The 21,787-nt window shown below is 44.5% G+C and carries 14 protein-coding genes; 10 read left to right on the forward strand and 4 right to left on the reverse strand.

All coding sequences use genetic code 11. The annotated features are described in order from the left end of the window. Positions 1–266: 266 nt before the first annotated feature. Together CIK89_RS10460 and rsmD are read left to right on the forward strand one after the other, a co-directional pair. Positions 267–1,076: a DUF3822 family protein gene (locus CIK89_RS10460; protein WP_094391314.1), complete on the forward strand. Its 810-nt coding sequence runs from the start codon at positions 267–269 to the stop codon at positions 1,074–1,076. Next, on the forward strand, positions 1,073–1,624 hold the full coding sequence (gene rsmD / locus CIK89_RS10465) for a 16S rRNA (guanine(966)-N(2))-methyltransferase RsmD (RefSeq protein ID WP_094391315.1): 552 nt from the start codon (positions 1,073–1,075) through the stop codon (positions 1,622–1,624). Before CIK89_RS10460 ends, rsmD begins: the two co-directional genes overlap by 4 nt. Here rsmD and cls read toward each other — a convergent pair. Together cls and dnaG are read right to left on the reverse strand one after the other, a co-directional pair. After that, positions 1,596–3,044, reverse strand: a complete 1,449-nt coding sequence (cls, locus tag CIK89_RS10470) for a cardiolipin synthase (protein ID WP_094391316.1) — start codon at positions 3,042–3,044, stop codon at positions 1,596–1,598. The two genes, rsmD and cls, sit on opposite strands and share 29 nt — an antisense overlap. Positions 3,045–3,057: 13 nt before the next feature. Next, the gene (gene dnaG, locus CIK89_RS10475; protein ID WP_094391317.1) at positions 3,058–4,986 is read right to left on the reverse strand and encodes a DNA primase; all 1,929 of its coding nucleotides are present in this window, start codon (positions 4,984–4,986) and stop codon (positions 3,058–3,060) included. 947 nt (positions 4,987–5,933) lie between these two features. Here dnaG and CIK89_RS10480 point away from each other — a divergent pair. The 4 genes from CIK89_RS10480 (at position 5,934) to CIK89_RS10495 (ending at position 10,372) form a co-directional block, all read left to right on the forward strand. Beyond that, the gene (locus tag CIK89_RS10480; RefSeq protein ID WP_094391318.1) at positions 5,934–6,512 is read left to right on the forward strand and encodes a porin family protein; all 579 of its coding nucleotides are present in this window, start codon (positions 5,934–5,936) and stop codon (positions 6,510–6,512) included. A 228-nt stretch (positions 6,513–6,740) separates the two neighbouring features. After that, the gene (locus tag CIK89_RS10485) at positions 6,741–7,613 is read left to right on the forward strand and encodes an electron transfer flavoprotein subunit beta/FixA family protein (protein WP_094391319.1); all 873 of its coding nucleotides are present in this window, start codon (positions 6,741–6,743) and stop codon (positions 7,611–7,613) included. Between the two features lie 5 nt (positions 7,614–7,618). After that, positions 7,619–8,641, forward strand: a complete 1,023-nt coding sequence (locus CIK89_RS10490; RefSeq protein WP_094391320.1) for an electron transfer flavoprotein subunit alpha/FixB family protein — start codon at positions 7,619–7,621, stop codon at positions 8,639–8,641. Between the two features lie 3 nt (positions 8,642–8,644). Next, on the forward strand, positions 8,645–10,372 hold the full coding sequence (locus CIK89_RS10495) for an acyl-CoA dehydrogenase family protein (RefSeq protein WP_094391321.1): 1,728 nt from the start codon (positions 8,645–8,647) through the stop codon (positions 10,370–10,372). Positions 10,373–11,766: 1,394 nt separating this feature from the next. Here CIK89_RS10495 and CIK89_RS10500 read toward each other — a convergent pair. Together CIK89_RS10500 and CIK89_RS10505 are read right to left on the reverse strand one after the other, a co-directional pair. Next, complete coding sequence (locus tag CIK89_RS10500) at positions 11,767–11,985, reverse strand: hypothetical protein (RefSeq protein ID WP_254046671.1); 219 nt, start codon at positions 11,983–11,985, stop codon at positions 11,767–11,769. Between the two features lie 113 nt (positions 11,986–12,098). Continuing rightward, positions 12,099–13,358: an ATP-binding protein gene (locus CIK89_RS10505; RefSeq protein WP_094391322.1), complete on the reverse strand. Its 1,260-nt coding sequence runs from the start codon at positions 13,356–13,358 to the stop codon at positions 12,099–12,101. Between the two features lie 904 nt (positions 13,359–14,262). Here CIK89_RS10505 and CIK89_RS10510 point away from each other — a divergent pair. From CIK89_RS10510 to CIK89_RS10525, 4 genes are read left to right on the forward strand one after another with little or no spacing between them, the layout of a single operon-like run. Beyond that, the gene (locus CIK89_RS10510) at positions 14,263–15,813 is read left to right on the forward strand and encodes a hypothetical protein (RefSeq protein WP_144007401.1); all 1,551 of its coding nucleotides are present in this window, start codon (positions 14,263–14,265) and stop codon (positions 15,811–15,813) included. 31 nt (positions 15,814–15,844) lie between these two features. After that, the gene (locus CIK89_RS10515) at positions 15,845–16,186 is read left to right on the forward strand and encodes a hypothetical protein (protein ID WP_094391324.1); all 342 of its coding nucleotides are present in this window, start codon (positions 15,845–15,847) and stop codon (positions 16,184–16,186) included. Positions 16,187–16,200: 14 nt separating this feature from the next. Beyond that, entirely contained in the window at positions 16,201–17,877 is a 1,677-nt protein-coding gene (locus CIK89_RS10520; protein ID WP_094391325.1) for a hypothetical protein, read from the forward strand. A gap of 20 nt (positions 17,878–17,897) precedes the next feature. Next, entirely contained in the window at positions 17,898–21,767 is a 3,870-nt protein-coding gene (locus tag CIK89_RS10525) for a hypothetical protein (protein WP_094391326.1), read from the forward strand. Positions 21,768–21,787: the final 20 nt, after the last annotated feature.

The following is a 21,787-nucleotide window of genomic DNA, read 5'->3' on the forward strand; positions in this document are numbered from 1 at the left end:
AAATCAAGTTAAATGGTATGAGTCCAGTACAATACAGAATGACTCAATTAAATACGTAAATGTTTAACCCGTCCAACTTCTTGGGGTCACTTCAAAGGTACTCACGCTCGGAAAAACCAAAATTTATTTGGTTTTTCTCTCACTTAATCGTACCTTTGCAATGAATATGTCTAATAGAACGACGAATGCAATACTGGGCTTGGCAGCCCTGATACTGGCAATACTATGCCTGCTAAGCATCGTCAGCAACTAAAACCACTGGCAAGATGCACGACTATAGCCAACCCGTTTCACGTAAACGACTCATCATCAGAGTGAGCCGTAAGTCATTGTCGTTCTCTGTTTTAGACAGCGGCAACGGACAGATTTCTTTCAGCCCCTACCCACTGAAAAGCGGCATCTCACTATCGGCAAACCTTCGTGAGGCGTTCCGCGATGAAGTAATTCTAAACGATAAATACCAACACGTACTGGTATCGGTGGTGGCACCGACACTCACCGTTCCTACCGAACAGTTTAAAGAACAGGAAAAGGAAATATTGTTCCGACACGCCTTCACCAATCACGAACAGGATTGTGTGGGATATACGGTGATGGACGACCTCAACTGCGTGGTGCTCTTTGCCATCAACAGAAATCTGAAGAGCGTCATCGCCGACCACTACCCCGAAGCAAGATACATGGCGGCGGTGGCTCCCGTATGGAGACACCTGCACCAAAGGAGTTACATGGGCACGAAAGCTAAACTCTACTGCTACTTCCACGACCAGCGCATGGATGTGTTCTGCTATGGACAAAACCGCTTTAAGTTCTGCAATGCCTTCGACGGACGCGATGCGCACGATGCCCTTTACTACCTGCTCTCCGTTTGGAAACAACTGGGCATGAAGGTGGGGCACGACGAAATATTTCTCGTAGGCGATATTCCCGAACAACAATGGCTGATTGAGGAACTGAAGAAATATGTGCAGCGCGCCTATGTCATCCTACCCACTGGCGATTTCAACCGTTCTGCCGTGACGCAGATAGAAGGAATGCCTTATGACCTCATGACATTATTCGTAAAAGGAAGATGAGAATTATTACAGGAATATACAAGGGACGTCACTTCGACATTCCGCGCTCGTTTAAAGCGCGACCCACTACCGATTTTGCCAAAGAGAATATCTTCAACGTACTCACGCAGTATGTTGATTTCGATGGGGCGGAGGCACTCGACCTCTTTTCGGGCACAGGAAGCATTTCCCTCGAACTCGTGTCGCGTGGCTGCCAGACGGTGGTCAGCGTGGAAATGGATCGTGACCACCATCGTTTCATACAGGAGTGCCTGAAGAAACTCAATACCAAGGTGTGTATTCCCATCCGTGGCGATGTGTTCCGCTTCGTGAAATCATGCCGCCAACAGTATGATTTCATCTTTGCCGATCCACCTTATGCACTCAAGGAACTGCCACAGATTCCTGACCTCATCTTGCAGAAAGGCATACTGAAAGAGGATGGCATCTTCGTCTTTGAACATGGCAAAGACCATGACTTCTCCGAACACCCCAACTTCATTGAACACCGACAGTACGGCAGCGTCAATTTCACACTGTTCAGAGCAACGGCGAAAACAACCGAGTGATACTCTCCCACAAACGCACGCCAAACTTTGGATGTACGCGCCTGGGGAGGTCTGCCCATGCCACCGACTGCTCTTCATCACGCAGGAAGATACGCTTCATGCGCAAGGCGGTGCCTTCGTCATAGATGAAGGCATTGGCTTCAAAATTGTTTTCAAAAGACCGGAAGTCAACATTGGTGGAACCGCACGATGTCAACGCATCATCACACACCAACATCTTGGCGTGCAGGAAACCGCCTTGATAGAGACTGACCTTCACACCGGCTTCTTCCACTTCACGCAGATAGGATCGTGATGCCCACTCCACTAACCTCGCATCGGCTTTATACGGACACAGCAAACGCACATCGACACCTGCCGTGGCTGCGGTCTTGAGCGCAAAGAGCACGGGTTCGTTGGGCATGAAATAAGGAGTCTCGATATAAACATAGCGACGGGCTGCCAAGATGATACGCACATAACCCTGCATAATCTCTGGATAGAGTGAGGTGGGTGCACTCGTCACCACCTGCATCAAACAGTTGTTAGACAGACTGGCATCGTCCGGCGAGGGATAATAGCTGCGGTCGCTGATAAGGGTGCGATCTACAAAATACCAATCCACCAGAAATGCTCGTTGCAAGGCATAGACGCCACTTCCCACAATGCGCAACATCGTGTCGCGCCAAGCCATACCGTGGATGCCTTTCACATAGCGTTCGGCAATATTCATGCCGCCGATATACCCCACCCGTCCGTCTATCACCACTATCTTACGGTGGTTGCGGTAGTTGACCTTACTGGTGAACAACGGGAAGCGAACGGGAAGGAACGAAACGACTTCTATGCCCGACTCGCGCATCTCCTCATAGAACCGATTCTTCACGCGCCAACACCCTACATCATCATAGATGACACGCACCTTCACACCTGCCTTGGCTCTTGCTCGCAGGGCGTCGAGGATCTGTCTGCCGAGACTGTCGTCTTCGAAGATATACATGCAGATATGAATATGATGGGTGGCACGGTTGATATCGTCAATCAACTGGCGGAAGAAGGCTTCGCCCTCGGTGATGATGTCGATGCGGTTGTCTTTGAAGGGCAATGAGAACGACTGGTTGACAAACAGATCGACCAACTGTTTATGGCGGTCGGCAACACGCAGATTCTGCTGACCTACAAACTCCAGCATCGAACGTTTCGTCAACTGATTCATTGACCGTTGACTGATGACCCTTGCACGCCGATGGTTCACACCGAAGAATACATAAAACAGCAATCCCACTACTGGCAAGAAGATGATTACCATAATCCATGCCATGGTCTTCACCGGCTGACGGTTGTCAAGCAACACATGGAAGATAGCGATAAAGCCTGCTGCGATAACGGCTATCGTCAGCAGCAGCATCAATGTCAGATAGAAGATGGAGAATGTCATCATGCCCGTGTCTCTTTTAGTTGCGTCCCAACTGCCGCCCCAGTTCCTGGTAGATCTTGCTGGTGTCCATATACGCCTTCATCAGTTCGCGCAGCTTCTCCATATCGCCTGCCGAGGTCTTGAGTTGCTGGTTGATGGTTTTCAACCGCTCACCCACGATGATATAACGGTAGTCGAGCATCAGATGCTGCACCCGTTGGCGCAAGGTATGTCCGCTGTGTTTCATCTCAAAACCTCGACCCAACTGATAGTTGTCGATGGCAAGACGCGTTGCCAACTGGCTGATGTTCACATCGGGATGCTGGGTGAAATAGGCTTCGGCACGAAAACCGGCATTGGCTGAGTGCTCTACGGCTTCGTGCAGTATCGTATTATAGAGGGGTTCGGCAAACGAGAGTTCGTCGCAGCCAAACTCATAATCCACATATTGCGCCACATTCATGCTGACCGTCTGACCGTCTTCTGTCTCCAGGTCATCGAAGATAATCTCTTCACCGTGGCGCACCACCTGTTGTATCAACAGACGCTCCACCTCGGCTGTGGCGTTCACCTGAACGGCAAAGGCTACATCATTGGCTGAGGTGGTCTGCGCATCAGGCGCCTGAACATCCTGCGGGCGTTCCGTCGTGGGTTTCTCGCGCTCTTGCGCTATAAACTTATTGGTTTGCGTGATCAGCGTGCGCTCATCCACACCCAAGCGGCGCGAACAATCGGTCAGATACGTGGAACGCACAATGGAATCGGGTATCACACTCACCGAACGCACGATGGAGTTGATGGCTTCTGCACGGCGCAAGGGGTCGTTCACTCCTTTCAGCAGCAGGTCGGTCTTAAACTGAATGAAGTCGGTCTGGTGGTCGTCAATATACTTGCGAAACTCCTCGGCAGTATGTTTGCGCGAGAACGAATCGGGATCGTCGCCATCGGGCAACAGCAACACCTTCACATTCATGCCTTCCTGCAACAACATATCCGTACCGCGCATGGCTGCATGGATTCCGGCAGCATCACCGTCGTAGAGCAGTACGATATTCTGCGTGAAGCGGTGCAACATACGAATCTGATAGATGGAGAGTGCCGTACCGGAGTTGGCCACCACATTCTCCAATCCACATTGGTGCATGGCAATCACGTCGGTATAGCCTTCCACCATATAGACGCAGTCACATTTGACAATGGCTTTCTTGGCTTGATAGATGCCATAGAGCTCATGGTCTTTATGGTAGATTTCCGAATCGGGTGAGTTCACATATTTCTGTTGCACACCCTTGGTGGCTGCATCGAGCTTGCGACCGCCAAAAGCCACCACCTTACCACTCACATTAAACCAAGGGAAGATGGCGCGACCCGCAAAGCGGTCGTAGGTGCCATGTTCACCAGTGTAGCACAGGCCGGTCTTCACCAGATACTCATCCTTATAACCTTTGCGGCGTGCCTCCTCCAACAGCGCATCACGCTTGGTGAGAGCAAAGCCCAACTTAAACTTACTGATGATATCGTCGCGGATGCCACGGCTACGGAAATACTGTTTACCGATAGCCATGCCATCCACATCCTGTTGCAGGATGGTATGGAAATACTGACATGCCCATTCGTTGACGATAAACATCGACTCGCGGTCGCCCTGCTCTTTCTGTTCCTCGGCAGTCAGTTCGCGCTCCTCCACCTCGATATTATATTTCTTGGCAAGCCACCGCAACGCTTCAGGATAGGTGATCTGCTCATGCTTCATCAGGAAGTTGATCGCATTACCGCCCTCTCCGCAGGCAAAGCAATGGCAAATCTGTTTCGATGGCGACACCATAAACGACGGTGTCTTATCGTCGTGGAAGGGACACAATCCCTTATAGTTAACTCCCGCTTTGCGCAAGCTAACAAACTCGCTCACCACATCCACAATATTGGTGGCGTCCATGATTTTGTCTATCGTCGCTCTGTCTATCATAACCTTCAAAATGCGAAATTACGAATAAAACAGCGAAGTACAAAACAAAACCCCACATTTTTTAATGCCGCACACGGATTGCGAGGTATTCGAGCGCATTTTGGTCAAGGATTTTTATTTAAAGATTATTATTTCTGGCCAAAGGCCATATTTCATTAAAGATTTCCTTCAAAGATTTCTTGCGCTCGCGCAACCCCCAAAAACATCCGTATAAATTCCGTTTAAATTCCGATGATTGTTTAAAGATTTCCTCCAAAGATTTACCGTAGGTTAATTTTATCTTTTATAATAAGCAAAAAAAAATCAATAAAACATTGGCGGTTAGAAGAAAATACTATATCTTTGCAAGCAAATAAGAACCAAAAATATAACAAAAAGGTTTCAAAAACATGGCACAGGCATCAAACCAAAGTACTGTAAATAAGATAGAAATGAGACTTAGAGGAAAGGGACGTGGTTCGATATGTGCATTTGTATCTTCAGGGCGATGCCCTGGGCTAAGGAAACCATTGGGCTTTCAGCCCGCTTTTGCTTGTCAGAGTTCTATTCATAGTTCCGTATAAATTCCGTTTAAATTCCGATGATTGATTTCTTGCGAAGCAACATCTTCAGAAAGATTTCCTCCAAAGATTTCTTGCCGTAGGCAACTAAAAAATAATCTTTTCTGTGATTTCCGTGATTTCTGTGTGACCTTTCAAGGGAGCGCACACGGAGGCACCCCCCAAAAAACTCATCTGTTTAAATTCCGTTTAAATTCCGATGATCCGATGTTCCGATGACCCGACAAAATCGTCGAATCACCACATTTTTTCGCTATTTCTTTGTTTTTCATATTTTTTTCCTTGGATATATTGACATTTTTTCATACTTTTGTTCCGTGATAAGACATGAAACAGTGTAACAAGCCAAATAATAAACCCTATTATTAATTTAATTTCAGTACAATTATGAAGAAGTTATTTTTAGCCGTAGTAGCAATGATGATATCAGCAGCTACCTTTGCACAAAATGAAGTAGGTCAGCTCACTATCCAGCCTAAGGTTGGTGTCAACATCGCCAACATCACAGATGTCAACGACGCCGATCCCCGTATTGGTTTGGCTGCCGGTGCAGAATTTGAGTATGGACTAACAGACAATATCGGTTTGAGCGCTGGTGTCCTTTATTCTATGCAGGGTGTTAAAACTATCATTGTTGATGATGATTGCACTTCGAAACTCGATTACCTGAACGTTCCTATCCTTGCCAATTTCTATGTAGCAAAAGGATTTGCTGTGAAACTCGGTGTACAGCCTGGTTTCAAGCTCTCTTCAAAGGCGGAATTTAAAGGATCTGGAGGATCAAAAGAGGTAGATGTTGATGGTTTCAAAAGCGTTGACCTTTCTATTCCTGTAGGCGTCTCTTATCAGTATCAGAATATCGTGTTTGACGCTCGCTACAACTGGGGTGTTACAAATATTGTTGAAGATAGCGATTCAAAGCATAGCGTATTCCAGATTACCGTTGGCTACAAGTTCTCTTTGTAATAGCAACATGATAGTCAATCATTATATCCACAAGGTAGGTTCTCCCAGAACCTACCTTTTTTAATATCCCACACCTATTTATATATACCAACTCGAAAAATCACAGACATTGCACAAAAATCGCCATTTGTGCACAAATCGTCGGTTTTTGTGCATTTTATTTGGCTACATACCAAAAAAAGATTACCTTTGCACCCGATTTCGAAATTTCAATAACTCAAAATTTATATGGCTTTAAAGATTGTCGTTCTGGCAAAACAAGTGCCAGACACCCGAAATGTGGGTAAGGACGCAATGACCGCTGAAGGTACCGTAAACCGCGCCGCCTTGCCTGCTATCTTCAATCCCGAAGATTTGAACGCCCTGGAACAAGCCCTTCGTCTGAAGGAACAAAACCCAGGCTCAACAGTTGGAATCCTCACCATGGGTCCTCCACGTGCAGGAGAAATTGTCCGTCAGGGACTTTACCGTGGCGCCGATACCGGTTGGGTTCTCACCGACCGCCTCTTCGCTGGTGCCGATACCCTTGCTACTTCTTACGCTTTGGCCACCGCCATCAAGAAGATTGGCGATGTGGATATCGTACTCGGTGGTCGTCAGGCTATCGATGGCGACACCGCACAGGTAGGCCCGCAGGTTGCCCAGAAACTGGGACTCAACCAAGTCACCTACGCTGAAGAGATTCTGAAAGTAGAAAATGGAAAGGCCACCATCCGCCGCATCATCGACGGAGGTGTGGAGACCGTAGAAGCTCCCCTGCCTGTTGTCATCACCGTCAACGGAAGTGCAGCACCCTGCCGTCCGCAGAATGCCAAACTGGTGATGAAGTACAAACGCGCCACCTGTCCTATGGAGCGCCCCAAGGAAGGCACTCCCTACGACTACCTCTATGAAGAGCGCCCCTACCTCAACCTCAACCAGTGGGGTGTGGCAGATGTTGACGGCGACGTAGAGCAGTGTGGTCTTTCAGGATCACCCACCAAGGTGAAGGCAGTGAAGAACATCGTGTTCCAAGCCAAAGAGTCAAAGACCCTGACCGCTTCAGATGCCGACATTGAAGGAATGATCAAGGAATTGTTGGACGAAAAGATTATTGGATAAGAGATATGAATAATGTATTTGTATATGTTGAGATAGAAGGTACGCAGGTACAGGAAGTATCTCAGGAACTGCTGACCAAAGGTCGCAAGCTCGCCAATGAACTCGGTGTAGAGCTCCACGCTGTGGTTGCCGGCACCGGTATCAAGGGTAAGGTAGAGGATCAGATTCTCCCCTATGGTGTTGACAAGCTGTTCGTGTTCGATGGCGAAGGACTCTTCCCCTACACCTCAGCTCCCCACACCGATATCATGGTCAACCTCTTCAAAGAGGAACAGCCGCAGATTTGCCTCATGGGTGCAACAGTCATCGGTCGCGACCTCGGTCCCCGCGTGTCATCATCACTCACCAGCGGACTGACTGCCGACTGCACCGAACTGGAAATCGGTTCGTTTGAAGACAAAAAGTCTGGCAAGACCTTCGACAACCTGCTCTATCAGATTCGTCCCGCTTTCGGTGGTAACATCGTAGCCACCATCGTCAACCCCGAACACCGTCCACAGATGGCAACCGTTCGTAGCGGTGTGATGCAGAAAGCCCTCTACGACGGACAGGCCAAGAACGAGGTCGTATATCCTGAAGTATCAAAATACGTAGCTCCAGAAGCCTTCGTCGTAAAGGTGCTCGACCACCACGTAGAGGCAGCCAAGCACAACCTCAAAGGCGCACCTATCGTAGTAGCCGGAGGATATGGCGTAGGATCTAAGGAAGGCTTCGACCAACTCTTCCAGTTGGCAAAAGTACTCCATGGCGAAGTAGGAGGATCACGTGCCGCTGTCGATGCCGGATGGATAGACCACGACCGTCAGATCGGTCAGACCGGTGTCACCGTACACCCCAAGGTATATATTGCCTGCGGTATCTCTGGTCAGATCCAGCACATCGCTGGTATGCAGGATTCAGGCATCATCATCAGCGTCAACAACGACCCCGACGCACCCATCAACAAGATTGCCGACTACGTCATCGTGGGCAATGTCGAGGAGGTAGTGCCGAAGCTCATTAAGTATTACAAGCAAAATTCGAAATAACACATGGCAAACTATTATAGTGATCACCCCGAAATCGCGTTCCACCTCAACCACCCGTTGATGGAGCGTATCGTAGAACTCAAGGAGAAAAACTACGAAGACAAAGCCAAGTTCGAGGACGCACCCGTCGATTATAACGATGCCATCGAGAACTACAAACAGATTCTCGACATCACCGGCGATGTGGCTGCCAATATCATTGAACCCAACTCAGAGAGCGTTGACCTCGAAGGTCCACACCTTGAGAATGGTCGTATGATCTATGCCTCAAAGACATTCGAGAACCTTGACGCCACCCGTAAGGCTGGACTCCACGGTGTCTCAATGCCCCGTCGCTACGGCGGTCTCAACCTCCCCAACACCGTATTCTCTATGCTCAGCGAGGTCATCTCAGCAGCCGATGCAGGCTTCCAGAACATCTGGAGCCTCCAGAGCTGTATCGACACCCTCTATGAGTTTGGTTCAGAGGAACAGCGTCAGAAGTACATCCCGCGCGTATGTGCCGGCGAAACCATGTCAATGGACCTCACCGAGCCCGATGCCGGTTCCGACCTGCAGCGCGTCATGCTCAAAGCCACCTACGACGAGAAAGAAGGTTGCTGGCGTCTGAATGGCGTGAAGCGCTTCATCACCAATGGTGACTCAGACATCCACCTCGTACTCGCCCGTTCAGAAGAAGGCACCAAAGACGGTCGTGGACTCTCTATGTTCATCTACGACAAGAACCAAGGCGGTGTTGACGTGCGCCACATCGAGCACAAGCTCGGTATCCACGGATCACCCACCTGTGAGCTGACCTATAAGAACGCTAAGGCAGAACTCTGCGGAAGCACCCGTCTCGGTCTGATCAAGTACGTCATGGCACTGATGAACGGCGCCCGCCTCGGCATCGCAGCCCAGTCTGTAGGTGTAGAACAGGAAGCCTACAACGAAGGACTCGCCTACGCCAAAGAGCGTGCACAGTTTGGTGAGAAGATCATCAACTTCCCTGCAGTCTATGACATGCTCTCACGCATGAAGGCCAAGCTCGACGCAGGCCGTTCACTGCTCTATCAAACCGCCCGCTACGTAGATATCTACAAAGCCCTTGAGGATATTGAGCGCGACCGCAAGCTCACCCCCGAAGAGAAGCAGGAGCTCAAGAAATACCAGCGTCTGGCAGACGCCTTCACTCCAATGGCAAAGGGTATGAACTCAGAATACGCCAACCAGAACGCCTACGATGCCATCAGCATCCACGGAGGTTCAGGCTTCATCATGGAGTACAAGAGCCAGCGTTTGTTCCGCGACGCCCGCATCTTCTCTATCTACGAGGGAACCACCCAGCTTCAGGTAGTAGCCGCCATCCGTTACATCACCAACGGCACCATGCTCAACAACATCAAGGACATGGCAGCCACAGAAGTTTCTGAGGCACTCCAGCCCCTGAAGGCACGTGTTGAGAAGCTCATCCCCGTTTATGAGGCAGCCCTCAACCGCGTCAAGGACCTCAACAATCAGGACGCCCACGATTTCCTTGCCCGTCGTCTTTACGACATGACCTGTGAGATTGTGATGTCGCTCCTCATCCTCGACGATGCCACCCGTGCTCCAGAGCTCTTCACCAAGTCAGCCAACGTATATGTTCGCATGACCGAGGAAGATGTTCTTGGCAAGGCAGCCTACATTCAGAATTTCCAGGTAGAGGATCTCGCCAGCTTCCGTGCTGCCGAAGAATCTGCCGCCGAGTAATCTACTCCCCCACTATACCAATCACCGCCAAAGTCAAGCACTACGGCGGTGATTTTTTTTCACCTATACCATAACAAGACTTCTCAGATTTCCGTCAATGATTCCACTGGAATGTTAAGTGTTTTGATGCAATCTGTACCAAAAAGAAAAACGAAATCTCATCAAATATCTCCCTCGTTGTTTTACAACAGGTTATGGAATTAGCGCATACCAGTCATTGGCTTTACTTACTCTTCCAAAAGGCATAATACCATCACACACAACTTTGCAAGTTCGAATATCCCCGGATTGCTATTACTTCACTCGTCAGTTCCACTTCGTGGCACATTTTCTCGCCATGGTATAACTCGAACCAGCTCGGTTCTACTCATCTGGCTTAACGAAAACGATCCATTTCATGGCACATTTTCTCGCCATGGCATAACTCAACGAGTTCGGGAAGAAAGGCTACCATCCCCCACAGGTTGGGCAGTTTCTCGTCGAGTTTTCGATAGTTTCTCGTCCGAGAGTCGTTCTTCTTTCGTCCGTCTCTCGTTCGTTTTTTGCTTGATCCTCGTTCGGTCCTCGTTCGGTCTTCGATAGACTAACGAATAAGCAACGAGAGACGAACGAGAGACGAACGAGGACCTAACGAGAAGTTAACGAGAACCGAACGATAAGCTAACGGGAAGAAATCAAGCCCTGGTCGGGTGTCAATCGAAAAACCATGATCCTTCTGTTGGAACCAGCTCGAGATGTTTGATGTAATAATTGTAAACATAAATGAGAATTTTTAATTTGTAAGACTTGTGGTTTATTGCAAAGGCTTCTTTCTGGTTATGAAAATCAGCCTTGAGTTCGCGTGCAAATATACAAAATCACACCCCCCATTGTCAACCCTTTGACTCAAAATTTAATTTTATTTAACTATAATATAATCTTTTTTAACACAAAAAAGCCTAATTTTATAACTATACAGAGCCTTTTGACAAGAGATAAACACCCAAGCATTACAGTTGACAGTTAGGAAAAAGCGCACACGGATGGCACAGAATTTTTTCATCCACGGAACACACAGACAACCCGGAGTTTTTAGGTTATAGGTTATAGTTTAATAGAGGTTAGAGATTCTAGTTGAGATTTTGTTTAAAGGTTTTGTTAGGGAGATAATCTTTTAACACACAATATTTCTTGCGAAGCAACAACTTAAACAAGATTTCCTCCAAAGATTTCTTGCCGTAGGCAACTAAGAAAAACATCCGTATAAATTCCGTTTAAATTCCGATGATCCGATGATCCGTGACGATACTCACTTACAGTTCTTACAGCTTACAGTATTACAGTTTTCGGAAAACAAAAGCCTTGGTGTCATTGACCAGTCCCTGTGGCATAAGACGGCGCACGTGAAGCAGTACTTACTGACCTCTAATCGGAAAGTCGTGAAACACACTTTCGCGTGTAAATCCATTGGGGCGCAGGTCTTCTCCGTCGTCAGGCTTCTGCTCGTTCTCATCGAGATAAAGGTGAATCACCTGTGTGTCACCTTTCTGCTCGACACGTACAGTCTTCAAGTCAAACCAGTCAAGCATGCGGGCTGGCAACAGGCATTCCGCTAAGAGTCTATACTGTTCCATTTTGTTCTAACGTTTACTCTATAAACGTACACCTGCTTGCTTTTATTGTGCTATGCTATCCACACGCTTTTGCAAGTGACCCCTTAAAAGAAGCTGTTTTTATCCGATTGCGTTTAACCCTGTTCAAGTATTTTCTTGTCTGTCAAGAAATCCAGGAGTCCGACAGTCAATACTCCGAGTTCGTCTTCCTTGCGGTGGATATCATCACCTACAATGACAATCTTACGGAAGTGGTCATTGATTGACAATAAAGGACGTCGCTCTTGCTGTTCCTTTTCTGGCGTAGGCATGTGAAAAGCCGACTGGATATACACTCTGTATGGAGGGCGGTTCACCACAAAGTCTACCTCCAACTGTTTTCTGACAAACTTACCGTTCTCATCCTTGCCACCAAGTTCAACCAATCCTACGTCCACATTATATCCTCGACTGCGAAGCTCATTATAGATAATGTTTTCCATAATGTGCGTTTCTTCCTGCTGTCTATAGTTGAGAATGGCTGCACGAATGCCGATGTCTGCGAAGTAGTATTTCGTCTCGGTACCAATATATTTTCTGCCTTTCACATCATAGCGCAAGGCTTCTTCTATCAAGAAAGAGTCTTTCAGATAGTCTATGTATTGTTTTATAGTGTCTCTTTTTATGGTTACCCCTTGTGAAGATTGAAAGGTATTGGCCATTCTCGTTGGATTGGTTGACGAACCAATGCCCGAGGCAAGCACACGCACCAATTCCTTCAATCCTTCTGGATTGCGTAGATGGTTGCGCTCAATTACGTCACGCAGATAGGTCGTTTCATACAGACCACGCAAATAGTCTGTTTTCTTTTCTTCCGTTTCAAGCAAAGCCACCTGTGGCAGTCCTCCAAAAGTATAGTAATCCAACCAAGCTTTGCGTATATTGCCACCAATACCACTAAAGTATTCGTCAAAGGTGAGAGGCCAGATGCGTATCTCGTCACCTCTGCCCCGGAACTCAGTCACAACATCACTTGACAGGAAACGAGAGTTTGACCCCGACACATACACATCTACATTCCTCATGTGTGTCAAACTAAGAATAACCTCCACAAATTCTTCTACAAGTTGCACCTCGTCCAAGACTATATAATAAGGTTTGCCATCATCCACTACCTTTGAGTCTATATAGTCGAGCAAGGCATCAGGCTTTCTCAACCGCCTGTTTCGGAAATCATCAAGTTGTATTTCAATAATGTGATTATCAGTCACCCCATGTTCCAACAGCCAGTTATGCCAGATGTCAAACAGCAGGAAAGACTTTCCACATCGTCTGACACCTGTTATAATCTTCACAAGTCCATTCCCACGTCCTGCGATAAGTTCATCCAAATATTTCTTACGTTCAAATATCATATTAGAGTACTATTTTTGATATTGGTATCATATTTTACACCACAAAGATAACGTTTTTATCTCGAAATACGGCATAAACAATGGAAAAACTGCGTCTACTAAGTAAAAAACAGCAAAACGTAGCTTCGTAAACTACACAAAAATGCTATATAGAGAATGCCACAGGGACATGTCATTGGCATCATGACTTACAGTTCTTACAGCTTACAGTATTACAGTTTTGAAAAGGAAAAACAATCTTGATATAATCGGCATCCCCCGTGACATCCTGTCATTGATATGATCAACCACAGTATAAACATTACACTTACAAAGTACAAATAATTCGATAATCAGTTACGCCCATATCATCTAAATCCAAAGATTTTTTTAAACCACAAAGAAAATTACTTAAAAAAATTCATTTATTTAAAAAATATTTGTACCTTTGGAGCGAGCTATCAGTTAAAGCATGAAAACATCGCATAAAGACTGAGCGCTCAAGTCTCAAGCCACGCCGTGCCTCATAAGGGGTTCTGCTCCTGTCGAGGAGTCAAAGGGTGGGTAGAGAGACACGACATATAGAAGGCGTTTACTTGACGCTTTGTTCTTGACTATCTGAAACTTCGCAACTTTCACTATCCTGTCACGAACTTAGCAACGGTAGATGTCTACGGGTGTGATTATATCACAACCAATGGAGTATTGTACCTATATATATTATAGGTTGCTTTACTCCATGTGGTGGAGTATCATATCGGCGTGGGCTCTAACGTTGTCTGTTCAACAGGATAAGGCAATGCGAAGGCCTCAAGTAGTAGGACAGACGACAGGCAGTTCCCACGCTTTTTTATGTTCGTATGAAACTTTGAAGTTTAATCGCACAGTATTGATGGGGACTAATCTGCGCACATAAAAAGCAAAAATGTTAAACAAATCTTTAGGTCTATCAAAAGTTGGTTCTTCATTAGCTATATTTTTTGCGTCAATAAGTTTAGTTGGCGCTTTGCCGAGTTGTGGCAGCAATAAAGTAGATATGGAACCCAATCCTCAAAACATTCAAGCATACTATGAGAAGGATTCACAGAGAATGCCAAGTGAAGGGAAATGGGCTGCATATTTTGATTTTTCTGGAGTCTATATAGCATACGAAGACCCTACTACAGCACAGACTTTCAATGGCATTACACAGAAAGTCACAGGCTCATTGAATAATTATGACCTTTATTCCTTGGCTAATGAAAAAATAGAGAAGTTGAATGGTGAAGATTTGCATTCAGCCGCTAATATCTTTGCTCAGCTTCACGATCCATCAACGCAAGGGCAGTTGTATGCTCCTATTGAAAAGACTCTCAAGAAAATCGTGGACGAGAATCGTAGTGCTTTGCTGGTGACAGATTATGAGGAATACACCCCTGGACATCAGATTTACCAACAGGCTTATGCTACTCCTTATTTTGAGGAGTGGCTAAAGCGAGGTAAAGACATAACATTCTTTGTTACTGACTATAAAGAAGGTGCACTTGACAAACATCTGTACTATACGGTCTTTGATGATGAAAGCCATCGTTTGCTAAGAGAGATAGAGGATGGTTTGCAAGGTAAGTCTCAAAACTATAAACGCTTTACGCTTTCTATGCATAATTATACTGTTATGCCAAAGAAAGGAGGAACGAGTGGAGCTTATGCAGGTCCATGTCTTGGAGGAACTTATCATGACCAGAATGGAGATGATGTGGTAACAGGTTCTATTGAAAATGGAAAGGATGATGGATTTAATTTCTTGATGGGAGCACGTGCAGAACTATATACGTTTGACGAGAATTGGTCCGCGATTGTAGAAAATGCTCGTGGTCAAGAGGAAGAAGAAATTCCATTGCAATATCGCTTCCGGCATTTGTTCCAAAATCTGTATGCAGACTTCTCAAATGTCGATTCTTATCAAATTAAAGAATTGGCTGTAAGAATGACAGATATAGGTAAGGATTTTGGGCTTTATATGAATTGGTATACAGCTATGCAATATAAGCCTAAGACAACAGTGGTAGAAGGAGAAAAGCAAATAGATATTCCATCCGAGAGTTCTGAGTTTTATGATGAGCAAGGACAACTACTGCCAGAGTTTGACTATGTAAAGTTGGGAGGCAGAAGTATTAGTGACATCCAAGGGGTGGTAGCTTTTGACCAAGACCTGTTTGCTCAAACTTTTGCTAAGACAAAGGGACATGAAGCAGAATTGGCTGTAGATTTAAATCCTCAGTTTGGAGGTGTAATAGCTGGCAATGAGGAAACTTCAGGGCTTTATCGTATAGATATTGTTGTCGCTAATGCCGAGCCTAATCTTGGCTCTCAAATAGACAGCTTGTTCTCTTGGTCTGGCAACAATTGCCTCAGTTCTGCTGTCAGAAATGTATTGCAGCATTGCAATCCTCAAGGCAGTTGCGTATATAGCTATTTCATTAGAATGAATCAATAACAATCGTTAAACCATAATAAAAAGAAAAAGTATGTCAGAGATTATTATTCCTGTTTATATTTGCGCCTTGGTGGCAGCAGTGTTGGCGTTGGTGTTGGCAATTATTTTGTCTAACAATGTTTCTTTTCAGCCAAATTTGAGTGATGTAGGTAAGCGTAAGGGTATTTTCTGGTTTTCTAGTATAGCTGCCCCTGTCATTTCTGCATTGCTTGCATTCTTGTTTGTATATATCGGATTGAAGACAGGCTCAAAGAAAAATACTTTTATGCTTCATATGTTCATTGGACTTTGTGTCTCATGGGTAGTATATGTTTTGCTCGGTCTTATTGTTTCTAAGGCAAACAAACAAGGTAAGTTGGGTTCTTGGTTCTAAATGAAATATTTATTATGAAAGATAGTTTGTTTGTTATAGCCATTGGTGGTACGGGAATGAGATGTTTGGAGGCATTTGTGCATCTTTGTGCAATAGGTATGTTTGACAATGAAGAGATAAACATACTTACTCTTGATACCGACCAAAGTAATGGTAATAAAGGGCGTGTAGAACGATTGATAGAGCTGTATAATAAGGTGAAGACTGACAATCCCGAGTCACCAGGAGGGAGTCCAAATTCCAATACTTTCTTCTCTTCTAAGTTGAGCCTTTATCGTTTCTATACAGATTATTCAAAGGCAAATCGTAGTACTTATTCTAAATTGAGTGCTACGCAAGGAATTGGGCAAGAAACAGAGGAGGATGACCATGATTTGGCAGACCTTTTCTTGGAACATGATACGGTGCAGAGTTTCAATCTAGAACATGGGTATCGCGCGCAAACACATTTGGGTTCGATGCTAATATATCATGGAATCGTTGAAGCGGCATGTCACTATGTGGAAAATAAAGCTAAGGCAACAGAGCCAGAACAACAGCTAGCTGATTTTCTGACAGAGTTACAGAAAAGTGGAACAGGTGCTCGTGTCTTTGTATTTGGTTCTGTATTTGGAGGAACTGGTGCTTCTTCTATACCTGTAGTTCCTGAGGCTTTGAAAGAGGCATGTAATATCATTTCTCAAAATACGATAGACTTTAACAAAGTAAAGTTTGGGGCTACATTACTTACTGAGTATTTTAGTTTCCAATCTCCTTCGGATGCACAACGAAAGGATGAAAAACTGATAGCTTCGTCTGATTATTTTGCTATCAACTCACAGGCTGCTTTGCAATTTTATCAGAATGATAAGACCGTGAAAGAACGTTACAAACGTCTCTATCATATCGGTTGGCCTGCTAAGGATCTAAATGTTTCTGACAGTAATAATGGAAATACAATAACCGGTGGTGCAGAGCAAAAAAATGTTTGCCACGTCGTGGAGTTAATGAGCGCTTGTGCAGCTTATGATTTCTTTACGCTTGATGAGCAAAACATACAAAATACTACAGCTCAATATCTTTATCGTTCTATAGAATTGGACGAGGCAAAGAATTTAACATTCAGAGGAACAGACTTCGTGAGTCAATCCAAGGCTTCAGAGTTTATGCAAAAGTTGGGGTCATTCTTGACTTTGGCGCATATCATACTCTCGAAGCATGGTGGTGCCTTGTTGCAGAATAATAATGTAACCAATGAAACTAGAGGTACACGTGGTTTTATCGCTCGACTTGCGGAGCAGCAAATACCTGACTATAATGATATGAAGAAAGAACAATCTAAGGAGATTGACGACTATATGAAGGAGTTTGCTTATAGTATTATGAATGGTTCTGTAGTGCGAGGATGGATTTATCAAGTTTACAATTCCGTTCGCTTGGCTGGAGTAAGTAGCTTCTTGTTCCCCTCAAAAGTATTCGAGGAGAATGTTATGGCACTTGCATCGATGGATCCATGTAAAGAAATTCAAGAGGAGAAGAAATCAGGATTGTTTAAAACGGACAAACGTACCGATTATGACAATTTTATTAAAAATCTTCCAAAATGTCCTCCAGTTGCAGATAAGCAGAACGTCAGCACGATGAAAGAACGTTTCTTGGCTCACATGTTTAATGCCATTAATCGTACCATTCCTTTTAGTGCCAAATTATAAATATTAAAAAACAAAATCTTATGCCAGATATTAAAGCATTAGTAATCAACGTCAAACCTCGTAGCCAACAGCAAGGTGCTGCTGGGCAATGGCAGGATTTGACATCAAGCATACAGGCTTTTACACGAGATATAGAAACACCATCTATTCAAGATGGTGTAGATGTTAGTGCCATAGTTTCGGGCGTACCAACAGTGTTTGCTCGTGCCGATCTTTTCAATCATGCACTCAATGAGATACAGACAATCCGTAAAGATGCTTCAGTAGGACTAAACCAATATTATTTAAATCTTGTAGATGAGTGGCGAGGTCTTATAGCTTGTATTGCTTTGAATAATACCGCAATAGAGATACGTCGTGTCACACTTGCCTATAGTGATGGAAAGGATATAAAGACTACGGAAAATATGTATGAGCCAAAAGGTGCTTTTGGTAATATGCTGATGAATGACCGCAGCCTTTGGACAGAGCAGGGTAAGGCTAAAAATGACCAAGTGCAGCCTTTTCTATACCTTATTAAATATAATAAGCAAGTAGTTGGCGCCACTTCGCCTCGCTCGTTGTTCTTTACTTCTGTGTCTTATGGTATAGATAAGAATGCAGCGTTTGTAGACCCTACGACTCGCCGTTTTACAGACCCACTGCATAGCACGATTTCTGATGAACAGTTGCTCAATTTGTTTGCTTACGTAGATAAGTTGTTGCCTCGTATCAAGCAGTTGGAAGACTACTACAAGCAGACTGGACTCACATATGAAGGTATCAAGGGTGAATTGGGCACATGGCGTAATGAAATCTTGAAACTTATACGCGACCGAAAGCTCGATGAGCATAATGCAAGTGCTCTTCCTGTACAAGGCTTTGGATTACCATTTAGTTTCCTTAATTATACAGAGGAACTTTATGGATATAATGGAGATATAACCACGGAACCTGATGCTGATGGAGTGTCAAAAGCTTTTAAACCAGAGGAACTTTTGTTGCCTAAGGATTCTAAGTTGCTTAGGGTTTGGCTACCACGTGAGTATGAAAAAGGTGAAAAAGATATAGCGACATTGCCTATATTTTTGTTGAGAGCACATAGGGCAGGCAGTACGGATTATGCCTTCTTTGCCATCCCTTTGAGTCAAAAGGGATTGGTAGTGTTTGGTCGTAATGTAAGCTCTTTGCTGGGGTATGTTCAGGCTGGCATTAGTATCAATTCGCATATGGATGCCGAGTTTGACGAGGAGAAATCTAATCTTTCAGTGCGGTTGACTATATCTGTTACAGATGAAAGTGGTGACCGTAAGGAGAAAACCATTCCTATAGAATATAAGATTAATGGTATTTTTAAGAGAAACAAAGATGTCGTGTTGTGGCCTAATTTCATTTCCGATAAGTGGAATCGTTATTTCTTATATTCAGAGATGCCACACAATGCTCGTCAAGAGGACTGCCAGTATAGTGCGGTTCCATTCGTAGGTGATGAAAAGCAAGATAATGAGATTATTACAGATTCTGATAGTAATATTCTGTATTTAGCGGATAAGGGAGTAGCTTTGGGAGATGCTAAACTTTTGGTAACAAGCGATAGCCGTACTGCAACTCGTAAATACAAATACGAGATATATGAGAGCAAACACCCTTTCAGAGGTGTGCGCTTTACTCATATTACAGGTTGTGATAGTGGCTTTGTCTTGATACATTATAGCAGTAATTTAAATGCGAATGACATCTTGCCAAAGGATATGCTTGATGTGAATCGTACATTGAGTGATGTTACTGTTGGTGTGGACTTTGGAAGTACTAATACTTCTGTGGCTTATCATGATGGGCAGATGCAATATGCAGAAGGCATACAGTTTACTGGTCAGCGAGTATCGCTCTTTACTGATTTGGGATCTAATGCCAATCAAGCTCCTGCAGAGCGAAATGTGCTCTTCTTCCAAAATGAAGATTTGTATTCGAATGCCATTAAGAGCATTCTTGCCATCCACGATGACCTACGTCTGCCAAAAAATGAGTTGGATGGTATCAATACCTTGCGCAGTGAAGCTGTACAAGGAGGATTCCCATGCTTCTGCCGTCACTTGCCTGTTGACAATGTTGCGGATGACACGATGACGCTTGGCTTCCGAGGTGGACAGAATATTGTGCAACTCATCCATAATATGAAGTGGAGTGATAGAGAGGAGGATAAGGCGCATAAGCAGGCTTTTTTAGCTTCTTTGTTGTTGCATATCTATGCAGAGTTGTTTGTCAAAGGATTTGTACCAAATGTTCTTAGATGGTCGTATCCTTCGGCAATGGGGTATAATTTGATGTTGCAATATAATCAGATTTGGCAGTCTTTAGAGCATGTTTCTCCTGTAGTTGATGCTATGGGGAATACAGTTTCTTTGTCTGTGTCTTCAGTGCCAGGTTTGAACATAGAGATGGGGGTAAGTGGATTTGGTGTGAGCGAAAAAGCATCAAGTTCGATTCCTGACGATGGATTTGGAAATGATAGTCCGTTTGGAGGTGGAGACCCTTTTGGTGGAGATCCATTTGGTTCAAAAGATGTTTTCAGCTCTTCGCAAGCAGAAATGAATTCTTTCTCAAATACTGCAAGTGCATTCGATGATAGTGATAATCCTTTTGGCTCATCTTCTGCTAAGCAAACAAAAATAGAACAGAAACCGCTTGTTCCTCATCGTGAGCCATTCAAGTTTGAATTCAAGGATATTGATACAAGTAAAGCTATGACGGAAGCTTGTGCTGTAGCAAATTACCTATCATACAATATAAACAGTACCAATGAGCTAACTTTCTGTTTTGATGTAGGTGGTAGTACGACGGATATATCTGTTATTTGTAAGGACAATGTGGCTAGTAAAATGTTGAAGCAGAATTCTATTCGTTTTGCAGCCCAGAGAATATCTGCGGCAACGAAATCTATGGAGTCGCAGTTTGAGAAGGCATTGACGAATGTTTGTCATCGTAACAACTTGAAATTGCTAGGGTTTAATGATGGTCAGAAACTCTATTCTGCAGCGACTGCTCCATACTATTTCGAGCAAGTAGTTGACCAATTGGATACAAAGCAACTAACAGAGTTTTATCAGATTCTATCAACAGAGTGCCGTCCTTTGTTCTGTGTGGATATGTATGTAACAGGTCTTATCACCTATTATGCAGGACAGTTGGCAATAAAGTTGATAAAGGAAGCACGTCAGTCGGACGAATTGTCAATGTTCAAAGAAAATTGGCGACCAAAGGTAAAGATTATCTTTGCAGGTAAAGGCTCTCGTATCTTCGAGTGGTTATATACCATCAATAAGAATGTAGCCCAGAAATACTATATGGAGATGTTCTGTATGGGTATGGGAGGTGTTGAAACCGTCACGGCAAATCTAGGTGGTTGGCCCAATATTGACATTCAAACGAAACAAGCAAATGAAGTCAAGTTTGAGGTATCTAAGGGATTGGCAAAGACCATCGCAAGTCCATTGCAAATTTCGGATAAGGTTATCGAGATTGTTGGAGAAAATGGCTTCACTCTCTATAATAGTAGCACAGGTAAGGAAGAAGAGTTGAATTTTGATGATAGTATGTCTTCTGATTTTATGGAGAGTATAGGTGTTTGTTTCAAATCACCCGAGACTTTGGATAAGAATAAGATGTGTTTCTACAGTTTCGCAGGAATCTTCTATAAGTATGTAAAAAGTCTTTTCGGAAAAGATATGGTGGATTTGTCTAAAATGATGAATGGTATCATGTCAATGGCAAACATCAATACTTATATTCAGAATCTTCCAGAGATGCAGAAGGCTCGTCGTCAAGATAAGTTCGATTATGTGGCTCCTATCATCATTCTTGAAGGTATGAAGTTCTACGATGAGTTCTTGATGGATATATTTAAGAGTTGATAACAGATAAAAACATAAGA

Origin of the sequence: Prevotella sp. P4-119, from assembly GCF_002251345.1 — a bacterium.
GTDB lineage: Bacteria > Bacteroidota > Bacteroidia > Bacteroidales > Bacteroidaceae > Prevotella.